This window comes from Pseudomonas sp. DY-1 (genome assembly GCF_003626975.1).
Lineage (GTDB): Bacteria > Pseudomonadota > Gammaproteobacteria > Pseudomonadales > Pseudomonadaceae > Metapseudomonas.
Genome location: NZ_CP032616.1, coordinates 975,968 through 996,496, shown reverse-complemented (window position 1 = coordinate 996,496; position 20,529 = coordinate 975,968). Strand labels below are relative to the sequence as shown.

At 63.8% G+C, this 20,529-nt stretch carries 17 protein-coding genes and 1 pseudogene; 11 read left to right on the top strand and 7 right to left on the bottom strand.

The window, feature by feature from the left end; genetic code table 11:
• Window positions 1–173: 173 nt before the first annotated feature.
• Complete coding sequence (locus D6Z43_RS05000; protein ID WP_120650892.1) at window positions 174–953, bottom strand: AraC family transcriptional regulator; 780 nt, start codon at window positions 951–953, stop codon at window positions 174–176.
• 311 nt (window positions 954–1,264) lie between these two features.
• On the opposite strand from D6Z43_RS05000, the gene D6Z43_RS04995 reads away from it, so the two are divergent.
• From D6Z43_RS04995 to D6Z43_RS04960, 8 genes and pseudogenes are all read left to right on the top strand, one after another.
• Window positions 1,265–2,893 carry an APC family permease gene (locus tag D6Z43_RS04995; protein WP_120650891.1) on the top strand — a complete coding sequence of 543 codons (1,629 nt, stop codon included), beginning with the start codon at window positions 1,265–1,267 and terminating at the stop codon, window positions 2,891–2,893.
• 33 nt (window positions 2,894–2,926) lie between these two features.
• Entirely contained in the window at window positions 2,927–3,853 is a 927-nt protein-coding gene (locus D6Z43_RS04990) for a 4-hydroxyproline epimerase (RefSeq protein ID WP_120650890.1), read from the top strand.
• A 74-nt stretch (window positions 3,854–3,927) separates the two neighbouring features.
• Window positions 3,928–4,875 (top strand): dihydrodipicolinate synthase family protein, encoded by a 948-nt coding sequence (locus D6Z43_RS04985; RefSeq protein ID WP_120650889.1) that lies wholly within the window; start codon window positions 3,928–3,930, stop codon window positions 4,873–4,875.
• 76 nt (window positions 4,876–4,951) lie between these two features.
• Window positions 4,952–6,529 carry an aldehyde dehydrogenase (NADP(+)) gene (locus tag D6Z43_RS04980; protein ID WP_120650888.1) on the top strand — a complete coding sequence of 526 codons (1,578 nt, stop codon included), beginning with the start codon at window positions 4,952–4,954 and terminating at the stop codon, window positions 6,527–6,529.
• A gap of 4 nt (window positions 6,530–6,533) precedes the next feature.
• The gene (locus D6Z43_RS04975) at window positions 6,534–7,823 is read left to right on the top strand and encodes an FAD-dependent oxidoreductase (protein WP_120650887.1); all 1,290 of its coding nucleotides are present in this window, start codon (window positions 6,534–6,536) and stop codon (window positions 7,821–7,823) included.
• A gap of 134 nt (window positions 7,824–7,957) precedes the next feature.
• The gene (locus D6Z43_RS04970) at window positions 7,958–8,338 is read left to right on the top strand and encodes a RidA family protein (protein WP_120650886.1); all 381 of its coding nucleotides are present in this window, start codon (window positions 7,958–7,960) and stop codon (window positions 8,336–8,338) included.
• A 188-nt stretch (window positions 8,339–8,526) separates the two neighbouring features.
• Window positions 8,527–9,270, top strand: a pseudogene (locus D6Z43_RS04965) (FAD-dependent oxidoreductase); the annotation flags it as partial.
• Window positions 9,271–9,351: 81 nt separating this feature from the next.
• A complete protein-coding gene (locus D6Z43_RS04960; RefSeq protein ID WP_120650885.1) occupies window positions 9,352–9,600 on the top strand; it encodes a transmembrane sensor/regulator PpyR in 249 nt (82 codons plus the stop codon).
• A gap of 178 nt (window positions 9,601–9,778) precedes the next feature.
• On the opposite strand, the gene D6Z43_RS04955 is transcribed toward D6Z43_RS04960, so the two are convergent.
• From D6Z43_RS04955 to D6Z43_RS04935, 5 genes are all read right to left on the bottom strand, one after another.
• Window positions 9,779–10,540 carry a TerC family protein gene (locus tag D6Z43_RS04955; RefSeq protein WP_120650884.1) on the bottom strand — a complete coding sequence of 254 codons (762 nt, stop codon included), beginning with the start codon at window positions 10,538–10,540 and terminating at the stop codon, window positions 9,779–9,781.
• Between the two features lie 171 nt (window positions 10,541–10,711).
• A complete protein-coding gene (locus tag D6Z43_RS04950; RefSeq protein WP_120650883.1) occupies window positions 10,712–11,083 on the bottom strand; it encodes a RidA family protein in 372 nt (123 codons plus the stop codon).
• A gap of 62 nt (window positions 11,084–11,145) precedes the next feature.
• Window positions 11,146–12,657 carry a BCCT family transporter gene (locus tag D6Z43_RS04945; protein WP_305955724.1) on the bottom strand — a complete coding sequence of 504 codons (1,512 nt, stop codon included), beginning with the start codon at window positions 12,655–12,657 and terminating at the stop codon, window positions 11,146–11,148.
• 280 nt (window positions 12,658–12,937) lie between these two features.
• Window positions 12,938–13,924 (bottom strand): dipeptidase, encoded by a 987-nt coding sequence (locus D6Z43_RS04940; protein WP_120650881.1) that lies wholly within the window; start codon window positions 13,922–13,924, stop codon window positions 12,938–12,940.
• A 13-nt stretch (window positions 13,925–13,937) separates the two neighbouring features.
• Window positions 13,938–15,380, bottom strand: a complete 1,443-nt coding sequence (locus D6Z43_RS04935) for an aldehyde dehydrogenase family protein (protein ID WP_120650880.1) — start codon at window positions 15,378–15,380, stop codon at window positions 13,938–13,940.
• A gap of 93 nt (window positions 15,381–15,473) precedes the next feature.
• On the opposite strand from D6Z43_RS04935, the gene D6Z43_RS04930 reads away from it, so the two are divergent.
• The 3 genes from D6Z43_RS04930 to D6Z43_RS04920 all read left to right on the top strand — a co-directional run bounded on the left by D6Z43_RS04930 (window position 15,474) and on the right by D6Z43_RS04920 (window position 19,010).
• Window positions 15,474–16,379, top strand: coding sequence for a LysR family transcriptional regulator (locus D6Z43_RS04930; RefSeq protein ID WP_120650879.1), 906 nt, complete (start codon window positions 15,474–15,476; stop codon window positions 16,377–16,379).
• A 169-nt stretch (window positions 16,380–16,548) separates the two neighbouring features.
• The gene (locus D6Z43_RS04925; protein WP_120650878.1) at window positions 16,549–18,273 is read left to right on the top strand and encodes a hypothetical protein; all 1,725 of its coding nucleotides are present in this window, start codon (window positions 16,549–16,551) and stop codon (window positions 18,271–18,273) included.
• Entirely contained in the window at window positions 18,267–19,010 is a 744-nt protein-coding gene (locus D6Z43_RS04920; RefSeq protein WP_120650877.1) for a DUF3726 domain-containing protein, read from the top strand. Before D6Z43_RS04925 ends, D6Z43_RS04920 begins: the two co-directional genes overlap by 7 nt.
• Window positions 19,011–19,017: 7 nt before the next feature.
• Here the strand turns inward: D6Z43_RS04920 and D6Z43_RS04915 are convergent, their stop codons facing one another.
• A complete protein-coding gene (locus tag D6Z43_RS04915) occupies window positions 19,018–20,523 on the bottom strand; it encodes a winged helix-turn-helix domain-containing tetratricopeptide repeat protein (protein WP_120650876.1) in 1,506 nt (501 codons plus the stop codon).
• Between the last annotated feature and the right edge of the window lie 6 nt (window positions 20,524–20,529).

Sequence of the window (20,529 nt, the reverse complement as noted above, 5' to 3'; positions counted from 1 at the left end):
TGGCGGATGCGAGATCACCAGACAACGCAAGTCGGGCCGTTCATGGACCTGAGTCAAGGGACTACCGGCTAGCGCTACCGCCTATCGAGCAAACCGCAATGCCAGCCAGCGAACTCATGTGGGGTCCGGGCAGGTATCGAGCAAACAATCGGGGAGGACCGATATCCGCGACCTCACCACTCGATGCCAGTCGCCTGTCGGTACTGTCGCGGGGTAAACCCGGTCAGCATCTTGAACTGCCGGCTGAATGCACTGTGGTCGGTGTAGCCGCATTGCAGGGCAACCTCGGTAATCGGCAGGTCGGTGTGCAATAGCCGATGCGCGTGCTCCAGCCGCACCTTGTGGATCAACTGCCGCGGTGTCAGGTGGAACACCCGTTTGCAGTAGCGCTCCAGCTGAGCCACGGAAATGCCGGCAATGCGCGTCAACTCGCCCAGGGTGATGGGTTGATCGAAATGCGTGCGGATGTATTCGTCCACGGCAGCGAGGCGCTGGTAGGCCGGGTGCGTATCACTGGCCGACTGCAGGTCCACCGAGATGCCCACCAGACCGATGATTTCACCACTGCGGCTGTACAGCGGTCGTTTGTGCGTCAGGCACCAACCCGGTTCGCGGCTCCCGTACAGATGCAGTTCCAACTGGTCTTCCAACACGTGGCCATGTTCCAGGACCCGTCGATCCTGTTCGGTGTAACCGGGCCCCAGCTGCGCGGGAAAAACCTCGGCGCTGGTCTTGCCCAGTAGCGGTTGCAACTGCTTCAGGCCGCACCGCTGCACCAGTGTGCGATTGGCCATTACGTAGCGGGCCTGATCATCCTTGATGAAGATCGCGGCATTCGGAATCACATCCAGCATGGGCAACAGCAGGGCCACACCCGCCAACAGTTGCTCCATGGTTTCGGGACGCTGCTGATCTGCTCCCTGGCACAGCATCGCAAGCGCGTTCTGGGTCATGACTCTTCCCCCTCAAAGGCCGACCGGCCAGGACGTGGCGGGCAGATTGACGCAAGGCACACAGCCTGTCGAGCAGGCTCGGATGCAGCACTGCGAGTGCCACTGCAATTATTTAATTGTGCTGATTTCGTCATTCGATCTGAAGAAAACCATCAAGCGCAGGGGCATCGGCCGGTCCACTCTATGGCCATCGCGTGCAGCCAGAAAACAACAGGAAACGGTCACCAACGACCCATTCCTGGCGCACTGCCGATCGCAACTTCCAGTGACACCACCTTTGCCTATCCAACAACTCACAAGAAGGCGACGCCATGTCAGGCAAGTTCAAGAAACAACTTTCATTGATAGACCTTACCTTCATCGGCCTGGGGGCCATTTTCGGCTCGGGCTGGCTGTTCGCGGCCAGTCACGTTTCATCCATCGCAGGTCCTGCAGGCATCTTTTCCTGGTTGCTGGGCGGCTTCGCCGTGCTGTTGCTGGGTATCGTCTACTGCGAACTGGGGGCCGCGTTACCGCGTGCCGGCGGCGTGGTGCGCTACCCGGTGTACTCCCACGGTCCCTTGCTCGGCTACCTGATGGGCTTCATCACCCTGATCGCCTTCTCGAGCCTGGTGGCGATCGAAGTGGTCGCCTCTCGCCAATACGCGGCCGCCTGGTTCCCCGAGCTGACCAAGGCTGGCTCCAGCGATCCCACGGTCATCGGCTGGCTCGTGCAGTTCGGCCTGCTCTGCCTCTTCTTCATGCTCAACTACCGCAGCGTGAAGACCTTCGCCAAGGCCAATAACCTGGTGAGCGTGTTCAAGTTCATCGTGCCGCTGCTGGTCATCGGCGTGCTGTTCAGCTTCTTCAAACCGGAGAACTTCGAGACCCAGGGCTTCGCGCCCTTCGGCCTTTCCGGCATCGAGATGGCGGTATCCGCTGGCGGCATCATCTTCGCGTACCTCGGGCTCACGCCGATCATCTCGGTGGCCAGCGAAGTGAAGAACCCGCAACGGACCATTCCGATTGCGCTGATCCTGTCGGTGCTGCTCTCCACCGCCATCTATGTGTTGCTGCAAGTGGCTTTCCTCGGCGGCGTGCCCACCGAAATGCTGGTCAACGGTTGGGGCGGCGTCTCCAAGGAACTCGCCCTGCCCTATCGTGATATCGCCCTGGCGCTGGGCGTGGGTTGGCTGGCCTATCTGGTGGTCGCCGATGCGGTGATCTCCCCCAGCGGCTGCGGCAACATCTACATGAATGCTACGCCTCGGGTCGTCTATGGCTGGGCGCAAACCGGCACCTTCTTCAAGGTCTTCACCCGCATCGACGAGAAGTCCGGCATCCCGCGCCCGGCACTGTGGCTGACCTTCGCCCTGTCGGTGTTCTGGACCCTGCCTTTCCCGTCCTGGGAAGCCCTGATCAACGTGGTCTCCGCCGCGCTGGTACTGAGCTACGCCGTCGCACCGGTCACCGTGGCCGCCTTGCGCCACAATGCACCCGGCATGCCACGCCCGTTCCGCGTCAAGGCCATGAGCCTGCTTGGCCCGCTGTCGTTCATCATCGCCGCCCTGATCGTCTACTGGTCGGGCTGGAGCACCGTGTCCTGGCTGCTCGGCCTGCAGATCCTGATGTTCGTCGTGTACCTGCTGTGCGGCCGCTTCGTGCCGACCCAACACATCGACCTGCGCCAGCAAGTGCGGTCATCGGCGTGGCTGATCGGCTTCTACGCCCTCACCATCGTGCTCTCCGGGCTCGGCAGTTTCGGTGGCCTGGGTGTGCTCGGCCATCCGTTCGACACCCTGGTCGTGGCGGCATGCGCCATGGGCATCTACTACTGGGGCGCCGTAACCGGCCTGCCCGCTCATCTGGTGCGTCTGACCGGCGACGATGAAAGCGAAGCAGGCGTCGACGCCACTTCTGCCCGTTACCCCATCGGCACTCATCCCCAGGCGTCCTCCTGACGTCGCCTCCGTGCTTTCTCAAGGGACAGGAATATGAAACGCGTACACATCATCGATTCCCACACCGGCGGCGAACCCACTCGCCTGGTGATGAAGGGGTTCCCCGAACTGACCGGCACCAGCATGGCCGAGAAGCGTGATGCGCTGCGCCAGCAGCATGACCAATGGCGCCGCGCCTGCCTGCTGGAACCACGCGGAAACGACGTGCTGGTAGGTGCGCTGTACTGCGAACCGGTGTCCCCGGATGCCACGTGCGGCGTGATTTTCTTCAACAACGCCGGCTACCTCAACATGTGCGGCCACGGCACCATCGGCCTGGTCGCCTCATTGCACCACCTGGGGCTGATCGGCCCCGGCGTGCACAAGATCGATACCCCGGTCGGCCAGGTCAGCGCCACCCTGCATGAAGACGGCGCAGTGACCGTCGGCAACGTGCCGGCCTACCGCTACCGCCAGCAGGTTCCGGTCGAGGTCCCTGGCCACGGCCTCGTATTCGGCGACATCGCCTGGGGCGGCAACTGGTTTTTCCTGGTTTCAGAACATGGCCAGAGCTTGCACCTCGACAACGTCGAGGTCCTGACCGAGTTCACCTGGTCGATGCTCAAGGCCTTGCAGGCCCAGTGCATCCACGGCGCAGACGGCGCCCTGATCGACCATGTCGAGCTGTTCGCCGATGACGACGAGGCCGACAGCCGCAACTTCGTCATGTGTCCGGGCAAGGCCTACGACCGCTCGCCCTGCGGGACCGGCACCAGCGCCAAGCTGGCGTGCCTGGCGGCCGATGGAAAGCTCGCCGCAGGCCAATCCTGGATTCAGGCGAGCATCACCGGAAGCCAGTTCGAAGGCCGCTACGAATGGGATGGCGAGCGCATCCGCCCCTTCATAACCGGCCGCGCCTACATGACCGCCGACAGCACCCTGCTGATCGATGAACAGGACCCCTTCGCATGGGGTATCTGAGCCATCGCGACGGATACCACTTCGACCCTCTCTTCCCCCAAACACCTGCATGACTGCTTCAAGGAGTTAAAACAATGAGCGACAACATCTTCACCGGCTGCATCCCCGCCCTGATGACCCCCTGCACCGCCGAACGCAAGCCGGATTACGACGCCCTGGTGGCCAAGGGCCGCGAGCTGATCGATATCGGCATGAGTGCCGTGGTGTATTGCGGGTCCATGGGCGACTGGCCGTTGCTCACCGAAGCCGAACGCCAGGAAGGCGTGGCGCGCCTGGTGGCCGCTGGCATCCCGACCATCGTCGGCACCGGTGCGGTCAACACCCGCGAGGCGGTCTCCCACGCTGCACACGCCGCCAAGGTTGGCGCCCACGGGTTGATGGTGATCCCTCGCGTTCTCTCCCGCGGTGCCTCCCCTGCTGCGCAGAAGGCACACTTCGCCGCCATCCTCACGGCGGCTCCGGGCCTGCCGGCGGTGATCTACAACAGCCCTTACTACGGCTTCGCCACCCGCGCCGACCTGTTCTTCGAACTGCGCCGCGACTACCCGAACCTGATCGGCTTCAAGGAGTTCGGTGGCGCCGCCGACCTGCGCTACGCGGCCGAGAACATCACCTCCAAGGACGATGAGGTCACCCTCATGGTCGGTGTCGATACCCAGGTGGTCCACGGTTTCGTCAATTGCAACGCCACGGGCGCCATCACCGGTATCGGCAATGCCCTGCCCCGCGAAGTGCTGCACCTGGTGGCGCTGAGCAAGCAGGCAGCCAAGGGCGATGCCAGGGCGCGCCGACTGGCACGGGAGCTGGAGTCCGCGCTGGCGGTGCTCTCCTCCTTCGACGAAGGCTGCGACCTGGTGCTCTACTACAAACACCTGATGGTGCTCAACGGCGACACGGAATACACCCTGCACTTCAACGAGAGCGATGCGCTCAGCGATGCCCAGCGTCGCTATGCCGAGAACCAGTACGCGCTGTTCCGCCAGTGGTACGCCAACTGGTCAGCCGAGCAGAATGTCGCCTGACGACCCGCTGCTAATCGCGCCCCTGCGGAACATCGCTGTTCCGCAGACGGACCCACTCAATTCTCCAGGAAGCACCATGACCCTGACAGGCAACATGCTCATAGGCCGGCACAGCGTGACTGGCAGCCGGGAAGCGATCCGGGCTATCGACCCGGCCACTGACATACCGCTCGACCCGCCCTATCCGGGCGGCACAGGCGAGCATGTGGACCAGGCGTGTGCCCTGGCCTGGGCAGCTTTCGACACTTATCGCGAGACGCCACTGGCGGCACGCGCCGAATTCCTCGAATCCATTGCCGACGAGATCGAAAGCCTTGGCGATGCGCTGGTCGAACGGGCCATGGCCGAGACCGGCCTGCCGCGCGCGCGCATTCAGGGCGAACGGGGTCGCACCTGCCAGCAACTGCGACTCTTCGCCCGCACCGTGCGTGCCGGTGGATGGCTCGATGCGCGGATCGATACGGCTCTGCCGGAGCGCAATCCCATTGCGCGCCCGGACCTGCGCCAGCGCCAGGTGCCGCTCGGCCCGGTGGCCGTGTTCGGCGCCAGCAATTTCCCCCTGGCCTTCTCGGTGGCCGGTGGCGACACCGCTTCGGCGTTGGCGGCCGGCTGCCCTGTGGTGGTCAAGGCCCACAGTGCCCACCCTGGCACCAGCGAGCTGGTAGGTCGGGCCGTCGCCCGCGCCGTGGAAAAATGCGCGCTGCCGCAAGGCGTGTTTTCGCTGCTGTATGGCTCCGGTCGCGAAGTGGGCATCGCCCTGGTCAGCGACAGGCGTATCAAGGCGGTAGGTTTCACCGGGTCGCGCAGCGGCGGAGTCGCCTTGTGCAATGCCGCGCAAGCGCGCCCCGAGCCAATCCCGGTGTACGCCGAAATGAGTTCGATCAATCCGGTGTTCCTCTTCCCCGCAGCCCTGCAGGCACGCAGCGAGGCGCTGGCACAAGGCTTCGTCGCCTCACTGACCCAGGGCGCAGGTCAGTTCTGCACCAACCCCGGCCTGGTGATTGCCCGTCAGGGCCCGGCACTGGATCGCTTCATCGTCGCGGCTAGCGAGCACGTCGGGCGTAGCCCGGCGCAGACCATGCTCACCCCGGGGATCTTCCAGGCCTTCGCCGCCGGCGTTGCCAAGCTGGCCGAGCACAGCCAAGCGCAAACAGCGGCGACCGGTCTGCCGGGCGAAGGCCCCAACCAATGCCAGGCTCGCCTGTTCGTGACCCGGGCAGAGGCGTTCCTTGCCGATTCGGCCCTGCAGGGCGAGGTATTTGGCGCTGCGTCGTTGATCGTGCAGTGTGCCGACGATGAGCAGGTCCGCGAGGTTGCCGAACACCTGGAAGGCCAGTTGACCGCGACCCTGCATCTGGACGAGGCCGATCTGGAGCAATCCCGGGCATTGCTGCCCACGTTGGAGCGCAAGGCTGGCCGCTTGCTGGTCAATGGCTGGCCAACTGGCGTCGAAGTCTGCGATGCGATGGTCCACGGCGGTCCGTTCCCGGCCACGTCGGATGCACGCACGACATCGGTCGGCACCGCCGCAATCCTGCGTTTCCTGCGGCCGGTCTGCTACCAGGACTTCCCCGACGGCCTGCTGCCGTCCGCACTCCGGCACAGCAACCCTTTGCGGCTGCGCCGCCTGCTCGATGGCCAGAGAGAGGCCTAGGAACATGGTCAACGCCAATCCATCAAACGCGCCACAGACTCACGCGGACATCGCCGTGGTCGGCGCCGGTATCGTCGGCGTGGCCTGCGCCCTGCAGCTGGCGCGCCAGGGCAAGCGTGTAGTGGTCATCGACCGGCATGACCCTGGCCAGGGCGCCTCGTTCGGCAATGCCGGGCACCTGGCCACCGAACAGGTGTTCCCGATTGCGGACCTGTCGATCCTGAAACGACTGCCGTCCATGCTCATGGATCCCATGGGTCCGTTGCGCCTGGACTGGAAATACATGCCACGCGCCCTGCCCTGGTTCACGCGGCTACTGCTGAACCTGCACCCAACGCCGTTCCGGCGAACCGTCGCCGGCATACGCGCGCTCAACGAAGGCAGCCTCGGTGCCTGGCAGCGGCTGCTGAAGACGATTGACCGGCCGGGCCTGCTGAAGGAAGACGGCTCATTGCTGGTGTTCGAACGCGCCGAATCGCGCCGGGCGCTCGAAGCCCTGCAGGCACGGATGCGCGGCCAGGACGTGGCGGTCGATTTCTGGCGGGCCGAGGCCGTCCATGCAGCGGCTCCGCAGTTGAGCGAGTGGATTCAGGGTGGGCTGTTCTTTCCGCGCACCGGGCATTTCCTCGATCCCTACCGGGTGGTCTGTGAACTGGTTGCAGCTGCGAAATCCCTGGGTGTGCAGTTCCGCAGGCAAAGCGTTCAGGGTGGCCATTTGCGCCAGGACGGCATCGTGCTGACCACCCATGACGGCGGCCTGCATGCCCGCCAGGTGCTGATCGCCTGCGGCGCCCACTCGGCCAGGATCACCGCGGCGCTAACCGGCAGGAAGGTGCCACTGGATACCGAACGCGGCTATCACCTGATGCTGCCCAATGAGCATGAGCGCCTGCCATTCGCAGTCACCTCGCTGGAGCGCAAGTTCATCATGACGCCAATGGCTGACGGCTTGAGGTTGGCGGGTACCGTCGAGTTCGCCGGCCTCGAGCAGCCGCCGAACATGGAGCGCGCCTGGCAGCTGCATCGACTGAGCAAAGGCCTGTTCCGCCGTGACCTGAGTGTCGAAGCAGCCACGCCATGGATGGGCTTTCGTCCATCCCTGCCGGACTCCCTGCCGATCATCGACCGGGTGTGCGACGGCAAGGTACTGCTCGCCTTCGGCCACCAGCATCTCGGCTTGACCCAGGCTGCGGTGACTGCAGAACACATCGCCCAGTTGGCGGCCTTGCCGGCAACAACCGATGGCCAGCACGGGTTAGCGGCATTGGAAGCCTATCGGCTCGACCGATTCTGACTTGCGGCTTCTGGAGCCACCCATGGCGCTATAAACTGGCCGCGAAAACGGCGTCGCCCCAGCGGACGCCCCGGCTGGCCGAGCCACCGGGGGTGATGTACAAGCCGCCTTCCTACCACTCGAGCAGAGCTGCCATGGCAAACCACGACCTCACTTTCCTCCCAGATCCAGACCCGGAATCCATTTCTTCGGACGTCGCCAGCTTCGGCGGCTTGCTGGTGTCCACCCAGATCCCTACCCGCGCCGACGGCAGCCTGGAGCTGGGCGACATCGTCGCGCAAAGCGAATGCACCCTACAGGCACTGAAGGTCGCGCTGGAGCGCGCCGGCAGCTCCATGGACCGCGTCATGCACCTGACCATCTATCTCACCGATATGGCCGACCGCCCCGCCTTCAACGAGGTCTACCAGCGCTTCTTCGCCAAGCCCTGGCCGGTTCGCGCCGCCGTTGGCGTGGCTGCGCTGGCGGTGGAAGGCATGCGTGTGGAAGTCACTGCAATCGCAGCCAAGGGCTGAGCGTTTTCGCATGATGGCGCTGAGCGTGCGGTTTGATCCCGACACCCTGTCGGACCTCGTTGCACGCTGCGCCAACCTTCGGCCCTGGTGCGCCCAAACGAGACGACGTGCCTGAATTGGCCGCACTGCGGCATGACGTGCGACACCTACGGCGCCAGCACATGACGCACCCTGGCCACCAGCAGCCTGCTGGCCAGTCGGGTGTCCTCCAGCCGGAGGGCGGCCTGGAGGCCCATGCCTTCGACGTCGACCAGATCGAATCCGCGGCGCGTCTGGAGAACCACCTGAAGTCGCTCAAGGACCGCCCGTACAGCCTTGCCCGCAACACTGTGGTGGTCGCCGGCGGCGGCTTCACCGGCATCGAAACTGCCACCGAGATGCCGGCGCGTCTGCGCGAGGTGCTCGGCGAAGACCAGGATATTCGCGTGATCGTCATCGACCGTGCTCCACAGATCGGCGCTGCCCTGGGCGACGGAATCCGCCCGTCGATCGTCGAAGCATCCGATCACCTCGGCATCGAGTGGGTACTCGGTACCAGCGTGGCGGCCGTGGACGCCAATGGTGTGACCCTCTCCGACGGTCGCCATATCGAGAGCAACACGGTGATCTGGACGGTCGGCTTCCGTGCCAGCCCGCTGACCGAGCAACTGACCAGCGTGCGCGATGGACTGGGTCGCCATGCGGGTAACAACGTAGCCGCCGACTTGCTGGGCGTGCAGCCCATTCCCTACAGCCAGCCCAAGTACGTGACCTGCCTGGACCTCGGTGCCTGGGGAGCGGTGTTCACCGAGGGCTGGGACCGTCAGCTGAAGCTGGTGAAGGATGAAGCCAAGCAGCTCAAGACCCAGATCAACACCATCTGGATCTATCCCCCGGCAGCTGATCGAGCAACCGCCCTGGCCGCAGCCGACCCAATGATTCCGGTGGCCTAAGCACCCTGAATGGACCAGGCGTCCGTGACCCCGTCACGGACGCCTGCCAAGCAGACCGCAACCTCTGCTGGAGCAATGGATATGTTCGCCTTTTTCGAATCCCCCCAACGCGTCCACAAGCTTTCCAGCCACTTGCTGATCAGTGGCATGGCCATGCTGGTGATCGGGGCCCTGCTGGCCTATGGCTTCGACGCCTACCTGTCCATGGGCTGGCTGGTACTGGCGCACTTGCTGACCATCCTCGGACCGACCTCGATCAAGCTCGGCTACGTACTGCGCCTGCAGGCGCAATACCGCCTCAAGGCAAGTACGGGGATGTTGCTCAGCTGAATACTCCCCGGGCGGGGACGCTGGCTCTAGTTCCCGCCTGATTCGCCCGCCAACACCTGTTTTGGCGGGCTTTTTTATTCGCGACTTGCCTTTGCCCTCGCTGCACGCCCCACAGTAGGACTCGGCAGCCGTAAGGCCCCTAGTGCACGAGACGCACTCGACTCAAGACGGCCAACACTCACTCCCCCTTCATCTCCCTGTGCAGCTTCACCGGTTCCGCCGCCTTGCGGCCGCGGGCCGTGCGGGCACGGATGTTGAGTGCTTCCACGGCCAGGGAGAAGGCCATGGCGAAGTAGACGTAGCCCTTGGGCACATGAACATCGAACGACTCGGCAATCAGCACCGTGCCGACCACCACCAGGAACGAGAGCGCCAGCATCTTCAGGCTCGGGTGCCTGTCGATGAAGGCGCTGATGGTTCCGGCAGCGAGCATCATCACCAACACGGCGACCACGATGGCAGCAACCATCACCGGCACGTTGGAAACCATGCCGACAGCGGTAATCACCGAGTCCAGCGAGAAGACGATGTCGATCAGGGCGATCTGGATGATGGTGCCGACGAGCCCGCCGGCAAGGCTCCTGGGTTCGTCGAAGTCTTCCTCGTCGCCCTCCAGGCCCTGGTACATCTCGGAGCTGCTCTTCCAGAGGAGGAACAGGCCGCCGAAGAAGAGAATCAGATCACGCCCGGATATCCCCTGCCCAGCCACCTGGAACAGGTCGGCGGTGAGCCGCATGATCCAGGAAATGGAAAGCAGCAACAGGATGCGCGTCACCATCGCCAGGGCCAGGCCGAAGAAGCGGGTGCGCGCCTGCATGTGGGGCGGCATTCGACCCACGAGGATGGCGATCATGATGATGTTGTCGATACCGAGGACGATTTCCAGTGCGGTCAACGTAAAGAAGGCCACCCATATTTCCGGGTCGAGCAACCATTCCATCCCAAGCTCCCAGGTCAGGCCATACGGCGAAAAGGGTACGGGCGCCTGTCCGCTTGTGACGGAAAAGCGCACGTACAAGGTTCAAGCGTAGTTGGAGTCGCCGCCGGGACAATCGGCGAGCGGAAAACCAGTCGTCCGGGATCACCAGAGCGGACTGGAGACTGCGGCCGCTCAGGCCACCGCGTAGACCACCAGCTCCACGAGCATTTCCTCACGGGCCAACCCGGCCACCACCATGGCGGCACGGTTCGGATAGGGAGCAGAGAAATACTCGGCATAGACCGCATTCACGGTCGCCAGGTAGCTGCGGTCGGTCACGTAGATCAGCACCTGGGTCACGGCATCCAGACCAAGCCCGGCGCAGGCCAGGGTGTGCTTGAGGTTGTCCAGGGTCTGTCGTGTCTGGGCTTCGATCCCCCCATCCACCACGCGCCCTTCGACATCAATGGGGATCTGCGCCGTGTACAAAGTCCCGTTGCCGATCACGGCCCACTCCAGTGGGGCGTTGGACGGGAACAAACGGGTACTCACGGACTGTTTCATTTAGCTCTCCAGCATGGGAAGAAAAAATGGAGGGGCGACGGGCATCGCGCCCTCCCAAGGGACTAGACCTGCTGTTCCCGGGCCAGTCGACGGGCGATCTGCGGGGCGTTCCAGAGCGCAGGGAGGATCAGCAGGGAGACGGGAACAGCGGTGATGACGATGAAGGATTGCAGCGCCGAGACTCCGCCCGAGCCGATGGTGATCAGCACCACCGCCGCCAGCCCCATACCGATGCACCAGAAGGCACGCAGCCACTTCTTCGGCGAATCGTTGCCGGTCATCGCCATGGCCACGGTGTAGGCCATGGCATCGCCGTTGGTGGCCACCGAGATGAAGCTGAGGAACAGGAACAGCGCCGAGACCAGTCCCGCCAGCGGCAGGCTCTGGGTAACGCCCAGCAGCATGGCCTCCGGCTGGGTGCCGTGGCTGGTGACGATACCGGGGGTCTGCAACTCCAGGCCGATACCGGTGCCACCGACCACGGTGAACCAGAACATGGTGACCAGCGGAGCGATGATCGAAAGGGTCAGGATGATCTGGCGGATACTGCGGCCTCGGGAAATCTTGGCCACGTACAGCCCCATCATCGGCGCATAACCGATGAACCAGCCCCAGTAGAAGACCGTCCACCAGTCGAGCCATTTCGGATCGGCACGGTACAGGGTCATCGGCAGGAAGTGTTCCAGTTGCAGGCCGAAAGCCACCGGGAAACCGGACAGGATGAACAGGGTCGGCCCCGCCACGATCATGAACAAAGCCAGGCCGATCATCAGCCAGACGTTGATTTCGCTGACCATGCGGATGCCATTTAGCCCCACCAGGCAGGACGTGGTGTACATGACCGTCACCAGGATGATGGTGATGGACTGGGTCAGCAGGTCATTCGGCAGACCCCACACAGCATTCAGCGCGTTGCTGATCTGCAGGCCGAGGAAACCGATCGGGCCGATGGTGCCGGCAACCACCGCGATGATCGAGGTGGCGTCGGCCAGGTTGCCGATCGGTCCTTTAAGCGCACGCTCACCCAGCAACGGGTACAGCAGCGTACGGGGCGCCAGCGGCAGGCCCTTGTCGTAGTGCAGGTGCATCAGGACGATCGCCAGCAGGCTGCCGAGCACAGCCCAGGCCAGGAACCCCCAGTGCACGAACGACTGCGCCAGGGCCACATGGGCCGCCTGCTCAGTGTTCGGCTGAACGCCAGCGAACAGGGGCGGCGGGCTGGCGAAATGCATCAGGGGCTCGGCGGCGGCCCAGAAGGCACCACCACCGGCGAGCAGCGCGCACATGATCACGGCGATCCAATTGAACGTACTGGTCTCAGGCTTGTGGTTGATGCCACCCAGGCGGACGCGGCCACATTTGCTGAAGCCAATGCCCAGGCTGACCAGGAACGTTGCCAGCATCAGCACCTGCCAATAGAGCCCGAAGGCTTTCGTCGACCAGGCGAACAGCGTGTTGACCATTGCGGAAACCGCGTCGATATCCACCAGGGCCGCAATCAGGAAGGCGAGCAGGAAGCCGCCAGTGATGACGAACAGGGGCAAATCGACGCCTTGCAGTGCCGTGCACTTCATCGGTTCGCTGCCTACGGTCTGGGTCGGGAACAATTTCATGATGCCTCCAGGTTGTTGCGCTGGCTCTACCGAATCGAACTCGGCAGAGCGAATGACCATGGGTTCAGGAATGGAGCGGAACTCAACGTCAGCACGGTGGACGCGTTTCGCTCCTGCCTTCCGGAGGCAACGGATCAAGGTGATGTGTCGTCAGGCGCAGGCCAACTCCAGGGTGGGAGAAGGTCGAGGCTCTTTTCTTGTTCTTGTTCATGGCGTCCTCACGTTGGGGGGAGTCAGGAAATCACTGCTGCGGCGCGGTACCGCGCTCCAGCAGGTCGAGCCAGTTCAGGCCCATGATCTTGCGCACCTCGTCCTCGACGAAGCCGCGCTCGCGCAGCCCGCGGGCGATGACGGGAAAGTCACGGCTGTCGCGGAACCATTGCAGTGGCGCTGGCCAGTCGGCGTTATCTGCGGAACCTTCGCCGTAGTCCTTGGCTTTGCTCCAGCGGCCGTTACGCATCCACTCCAGCACCTGCAGCGGCTGCTGCTGGCAGAGGTCGGTACCAATGCCGATGTGCTCCACACCCATCAGGTCTGCCGTGCGCGCGACCATGTCGCAGAAGTCTTCAAGCCGGCACGCCGAGCCGCCGCGCAGGTGGAAGGGATAGGTGCTGAAGCCGAGCAGGCCGCCCGACTCGGCGATTCCGCGCAGCACCGCGTCGGATTTGTTGCGCTTGGCTGCATGGAAGCTGGTGGGGTTGGCATGGGAGATGATCACCGGCCGCGTCGACAGTTCTATGGCCTCCAGGGTGCTGCGCTCGGCACTGTGGGACATGTCGATGATCATGCCGACACGGTTCATTTCCTCGATCACCTGGCGGCCGAAGCGACTGATGCCGTTGTCTTCTCTCTCGTAGCATCCCGAGGCCAGCAGGCTCTGGTTGTTGTAGGTCAGCTGCATGATGAAGACGCCGAGCTGGCGGAAGATTTCCACCAGGTCGATGTCATCCTCGATGGGCGAGCAATTCTGGAAGCCGAAGAAGATCCCGACCCGTCCTTCCTGGTGGGCCAGGCGGATATCCGAAGCCTGCCGCACCGGACGGATCAGTTCCGGGAAGGCCTCGAAGCGGCGATTCCATTCGCCAATGCGCGACAGGGTTTCACGGGCGGTCTCGTGGTAGGCGATGGTGGCGTGGACGGCACTCAGCCCGCCCTCCTGCATCTGCCGGAACAGCTCGGGGCTCCAGTTGGAATACTGCAGGCCGTCGATCATCAAAAGCTCTTGCATGGCGCTCTCTCCCTCAGGGACGCACGTAGACGGTCTTGACCACGGTGTAGAAGTCGCGGGCGTACTGCCCCTGCTCGCGGGGGCCGAAGCTGGAATCCTTGCGACCGCCGAAGGGCACGTGATAGTCGGTGCCGGCGGTGGGCAGGTTGACCATCACGCAGCCGGTGTTGGCGCGGCGCTTGAAGTCGCTGGCGTGCTTGAGCGACTGGGTCATGATCCCGGCCGTGAGCCCGAAGCGCGTGTCGTTGAGGATGGCCAGCGCCTCCTCGTAATCCCGCGCCTTGATGACACAGGCGATTGGGCCGAAGACCTCATCGCGGTTGATGCGCATATCGTTTCGGGTGTCGACGAACAGCGCCGGGCGCAGGTAGTAGCCCTCATGCTCCTCGGTAATGCGCTCGCCACCGCAGACCAGGCGCGCGCCTTCGGCCTTGGCGTCCTCGATGTAACGGAGGTTCTGCGCGAGCTGGCGCTCGTCGATCACCGGGCCGATCTGCACGCCTTCACGCATCGGATGGCCGACCTTGAGCTGTCCCATGCGTTCGATCAGCGCTTCGACGAAGCGGTCGTGCACGCCTTCGGTGACGATGAGTCGGGACGATGCCGTGCACTTCTGTCCGGTGCCGAAGAAGGCGCCGTTCACCGCGCATTCCACGGCCAGCGCCAGGTCCGCGTCATCGAGCACTACCAAGGCGTTCTTGCTGCCCATTTCCAGCTGGCAGCGCACGAAATTGGCGGCTGTGGCGGCGGCGACCCGGCGCCCGGTTTCCACCGAGCCGGTGAAACTCAGGGCATTGATCCCGGTGGACTGGATCAGGCGCTCGCCGACCTCGGCTCCGCTGCCCATGACCAGGTTGAAGGTCCCGGCCGGCAGGGCCTGGCGGGCGATGATTTCGGTCAGCGCCCAGGCGCTCGCCGGCACTGCATTGGCCGGTTTGAACACTACTGCGTTGCCGAAGGCCAGGGCCGGGGCGATCTTCCAGGCGGCCGTGGCCATCGGGAAATTCCACGGGGTGATGATGGCGACCACGCCAACCGGCTCACGACGGACTTCGATCTCCACGCCAGGACGAACGGAATCCGCTGTCTCGCCCAGCTGCCGCAACACCTCGGCGGCGTAATAGTGGAAGAACTGCCCGGAGCGATAGACCTCGCCGACGCCCTCGGCGAGGGTCTTGCCCTCCTCCCTCGACAGCTGTTCGCCGAGTTCGGCCTTGCGTGCGATCAGCTCGTTGCCGATCGCCATGAGCACCTGGTAACGCTCCTCCAGTCCGCTGCGTGCCCAGACCTGCTGAGCGGCGGTGGCGGCGCGAATCGCCTGATCCACCTGCGAGGCATTGGCCTGGGCGTAGTGACCCACGACGTCCTCGACATTGGCAGGGCTTCGGTTCGCAATACTCGAGCCGCCTTCAACCCAGACGCCGCCGATGTAGTTGCTGAAAATCTTGCTGGACATGTGCACCTCCGTTCTCGCTTTGAGCGCATGGTAGGTGCCGTCTCAGATAAACTAAAATTAGTTGTGAATATTGGTTGATAAGGAAAACTTACCATGCTGCCGGACCTGAAGATCGTGCAACTGCGTCACTTCGTCTGGGTTGCCGAGCTCCAGGGGTTCCATGCGGCGGCCGAGCGGGCACACCGAACCCAGCCAGCCATTTCGCTGTCCATCCGCGACCTCGAAGGCAAGCTGGGCCAACCCGTGTTCGAGAAACGCAATGCGCGGGTCACAAAGCCGGAGCTGACGCCCTTTGGCATCCAGTTCCTCGCCTACGCCAAGGAACTGATCGAACACCACGACCGCGTGGTGCGCGACATGAACCTGATCGCGCAGTACAAGTCCGGCCACTTGCGCATCGCGTCCGTACCGTCGATTGCCAGTCGACTTCTGCCGGACATCCTCGCGCGCTTCATAGGCGACGCCACCGACCTGCATGTCAGCCTGTTCGACGACAACTCCGAGGCGGTCCTGACCATGGTGGAGAACCAGCAGGTGGACTTCGGCATCTCCAGCCTCTGGGAAACCGAGAGCGACATTCGCTTCATCCCCATCTGGGAAGACAGCATCGGCGTGGTCTGCCATCAGGACCATGCGCTGGCTGCCGAAACAGAGGTCGGCTGGCAACAATTGCGCGGCGAACGCCTGATCGCCAACGGCACCTCGCGCCTGCTCAGCGGAACCCGCGCCGAGGAGCTGGTGGCCGATTCGCAGTTCTACATCTCCAACATGATCTCCCTGCTGGCCATGATCGAAGCAGGCATGGGCATCACCACCCTGCCCCGTTTCGCCTTCCCCGCCGAACCCGGCCAACTGTGCTTCATCCCCCTGGCGGACCCGCTGGTAACCCGCGACATCGGAATCGTCCGCCTGGCCAACCGGTCGTTGCCGGTAGCGGCCCAGGCCCTGTACGAATTCATCCTGCGGGACAACGAACTCGACCCGGACGAGTGGCGATAGCCATGCTGATCGAGCATGCCATTTGAATAAGGATTCCTTATCGGACGATAGGGCGATCTGAATTGCTCCGGGGAGCCTCCTGTCCCACCATCGACGGCAGATCAATAACAAGCCGCTTCCGGTTGCCAACTGGCCCGGGAATGCGGACACGCCAGTTGAGGGCCCCAGAATGAGCACCCCTTCAATGATGGAATCGGGCTTGCCCGAAGCCGCGATCCTGCAGATGCGCCCTGCCAGCCTGGTCATGGACCTGGAACGGCTTGGCAGCCTGCATCAGAGCCGCTTGAGCTTCATGCGCAGCCTGGTCCGCCGGATCATGCGTGAGCGCTGGCAGATCGAGGCGCAACGCTTCGAACTGGATGCCGACGGCTACGGCACGGTGATCTACCGCATCCGCACCCGCGGCGACCTGTTCAGCTTTGTTCTGTTCTCGCAGTACCTGGCCCCGGAGAAACGCAATGACCGCGTCATCGCCAGCGAATGGGACCTGACCATGGCCCTCTGCGAGGGCGACGTGGATAACGCCTACGTCGACTACTTGCGCCAGAACGTGCCACTGCAAGAGGCAGGCCGGCTCGACGCCAAGGTGATGGTGCTGTCCCGCGCCAACCGCAGCATGCGCAACTTTGACAGCGTGGTGGATGCCCTGGCCCGTGGCGAGCAGCCGGAAATCGCCAGGATTGCCCAGGTCGGCTACCTGTATCGCACAACCGCCGTCTACGGCAGCGGCAAACTGGGCATGGCCGATTGGGAGAAGGTCCGCCGCAAACACCCGGATTTTGCCCGTCCTTTTTCAGCCGAGATGTTCACCTGCTTCATGCTGCGCAACTTCAGCCTGCAACAGGCCGAGCACATTGCCCGGCGCCGCTCGCCAACCACCGCCGTACCCTTCGAGCCGACGATCAAGCGCTACTTCGGCATCGGCAACTCCACGGGCCTCGGCATGGCACCCTACCTGATCAACCACCCGCAACTGATCAGCCGCTGGATCGAAATGCGCGAACTGGCGCTGGCCCGTATTCTCGCCAGCCCGGCGGCACCGGCAGAGCTGGCGCGCGTCCCGAAACTGGTTGACCGGGCCATCCGCCATATCGAGGAAACCTTTACGGAGGACGAGTGGCAGACCGGCAACAACCAGCGCGTACTGGCGGATCTGCGCGCCCTCCACGATTGGCTCGGCGCGCATCCGCTGGAGAACTGGCAAGTGTTGCAGGACTGGGCCCTTGGCCACGCCAGCCTGCAGGGGCAGGAGCTGATCAACTGCATTTTGCTGGAACTGTACCCTGAGCTCGTGGATGAGCTGGAAGATCGCCTCGCCTTGCCCGAGCAATTCCAGTTGCAACCGGAGATGTCCGCACAGCAGTTGCAAGCGCTGATCGAGACGAAATACGACTGGGCCCTGGCCATCGACTTCGACGCAGACGGTGCACAGGAAACCTTCTGGTACCGCTCCGAGGAAAAGCAGGAACCGCGCCTGGGCAATTGCAGCCTCGACGAGGGCCGGGAAAAGCAGATGCCGCTGGGTATCGGTTACCTGGTCCAGCAATGCCATCGGCAACTGACGAATTACCTCGCGCAATACCCGCAGCACAAGGTCGCGCGCTTCCTGCTCTGCCACCCGGAACAACGCAGCATCGTCCGCCGCATCCAGGGCATGGCCATCACCCACTACGGCGAAATCCGCGCCAACCTGTTGGACCGAGACGTCCTGCCCATGCACCTGCTGCGCTGCAAGCTGTCGTTCTTCGGAGTGAGCAAGTTCGACCCACGTTCGCGCCTGTGGGTCCGCAACACCATGTTCCAGGGTGCTCCCGTGCTGGAAGACATCGGCCAGCCGTTCGACGATGACTGGTTCCTGCCACTGGCCCCTACCCAGGAGAAAAATCCATGCTGATTTCCGCCAATGAACTGACTTCCCTGCTCAAGCGGGTGTTCGAGGGCATGGGTTATACGCCGGGCCACTATGAAGACGCGGCCGCCCTGGTTGGTTGGCTGCAATTGCACGGCGAGGATGGTCTGGGCGAACTGGAGCGAGCACTGGAACTGGTCGCCGACCGTGATCGCGCCGCGACCGAACTCGTTACCGACGAACCGGGTAGCCTGAACGCTGACTGCCACGGACGCAGCGCCTTGAACTGCTTGCCGGCACTGTTGGAACTGGCCTACGTCCAGGCTGTGGAGCAGCCCGCTTTTCGCGTTGAGGTGCAGAACTGCCATAACCGTAAGTTCGTGCTCAAACTGCTGGCGGATTGCGCCCAAAGGGGCCTCTGGGCCCAGGCCAGTTGGGACAACGGCCACTCACCGGTGCAGCGCCACCTCGCCTGGATCGAAGCTGGCGCCTCTCACCCTAGCTACCTGACTTGCACGCTTTCGGAACACTCACCTCAGGCGACACGGCAATCGCTGAGCCTGATGCTCGGTACGGCTGCCCAGCCGCAGCCGGTCGGTGAGGTCGTGGCCAAACGGAGCGAGCGGTTCGTCAGCCCTGATAACTTCGCCCTCGCCCGCGAACAGGCCCTGGAAAACGGCATGGAGATTTCTCCAGCGCTCTGGCAACGCCTCAACAGCCTCGCTGAAGCGGTGCTGGTGGAAAGTTCCGAGCGCTCTCGCGGCGGCGCTGGCGGGCGCTGAGGACCGGTCACTCCGGAAGGCCGGCCTTGCGGTAGCCGTCAACGAAATGCTCGAGCGTCGCAGCATCACGTAATGGCTCGCTCGAGGCCCAGTGGCCAATGGTGAAAAGCGGGTTGCCGACGAGGAACAGCTCGACCTCCGCGCGCGCCTCGTCGAGCCGGCCGAGTTGGGCAAGGCTTGCGGCCAGGAAGCGGCGTGAGCTGGTGCGATAGGTCTCATCCCGGCGCAGAGTCTCGATGGCGGCTTCGTAATCGCCGGCGGCGTATTGCGCCTGGCCGAGCGCCAGGTAGTACCAGCTCGCCGGGAAGGGGTTGAGGCGGAATGCCTTGCGGATGTACTCAAGGCCCTCCTCGATCCGCCCGGCCAGGACCGCGATATCGGACAGCGCCGCCCAGGTGTCGGCCTCGTTGGGGTCCAGCGCGATCGCCCTGGCGAATTCGGCATCCGCCTCGGTGAAGCTGCGTCCATAGGCCAGCAGGTAGGCCAGGACCCAGCGACAACCGGCATCGTCGGGGTCGAGTGAGACCGCCTTGCGCGCCAGCTCCAGGGCGGCATCTCGGTCTGGTTCCGTAGGTCCGCCGCTATGCACCCAGCCCATCCAGTGGTTCATGGCGAGCCAGCGATAGGCCTCGGCATACCCCGGATCGAGTGCGACGGCGCGCGTGAGCATCAGGTGCGCTTCCTGCGCCGTCTGCGGTGAGTCATCCATCAGCTTGCGCGCCCGCACGCAGAGGTCATAAGCCTCGATATTCGCCGGCCGCCGGCGCGAAGCGGGTTCGCGTAGCCGACCGAGCAATGCTTGCACGATCTTGCCGGTGACCTCGTCCTGTACGGCGAAGATGTCTTCCAGGCTGCGGTCGAAGCGCTCCGCCCAGAGATGATCGCCATTGGTCGCATCCACCAGCTGTGCATTGATGCGCACACGCCCTGCGGCGCGCCTTGCGCTCCCCTCCAGCAGGTAGCGCACGCCAAGGTCCTGGGCAATCCCGCGCACATCCATGGCCTTGCCCTTGTAGACAAAGGCCGAGTTGCGCGCGATGACGAACAGGCCGGAATTTCTGGACAGATCAGTGATCAGGTCCTCGGTCAGCCCATCCGCAAAGGTTTCCTGCTCGGGATCGTTGCTGAGATTGATGAATGGCAGCACGGCGATCGATGGCTTGTCGGGCAGGGGCAAGGGTCTTCGTGCGCTGCCAAGCTGCTGGACAGCCCCGACGAAGCGGTAGCCGACACGCGGCACGGTGGCGATCCACTGACTACCGTCGGCGGCCGGACCGAGCAACTTACGCAGCAGCGCGATCTGGACGGTGAGATTGCCTTCCTCGACGACCGCGCCGGGCCACGCCGCATCCATCAACTCGGCCTTGCCGAGGATTTCACCGGGGCGCGCGACGAGCGCTGCCAGCAGTTGCAGCGCGCGGTAGCCAATGGCAACGGGAACCTCATTCCGCAGAAGCGTTCCCGCGGCGGAATCCAGAACGAACGGACCAAATGCAAAGCGCGATCCCTGCATACGACG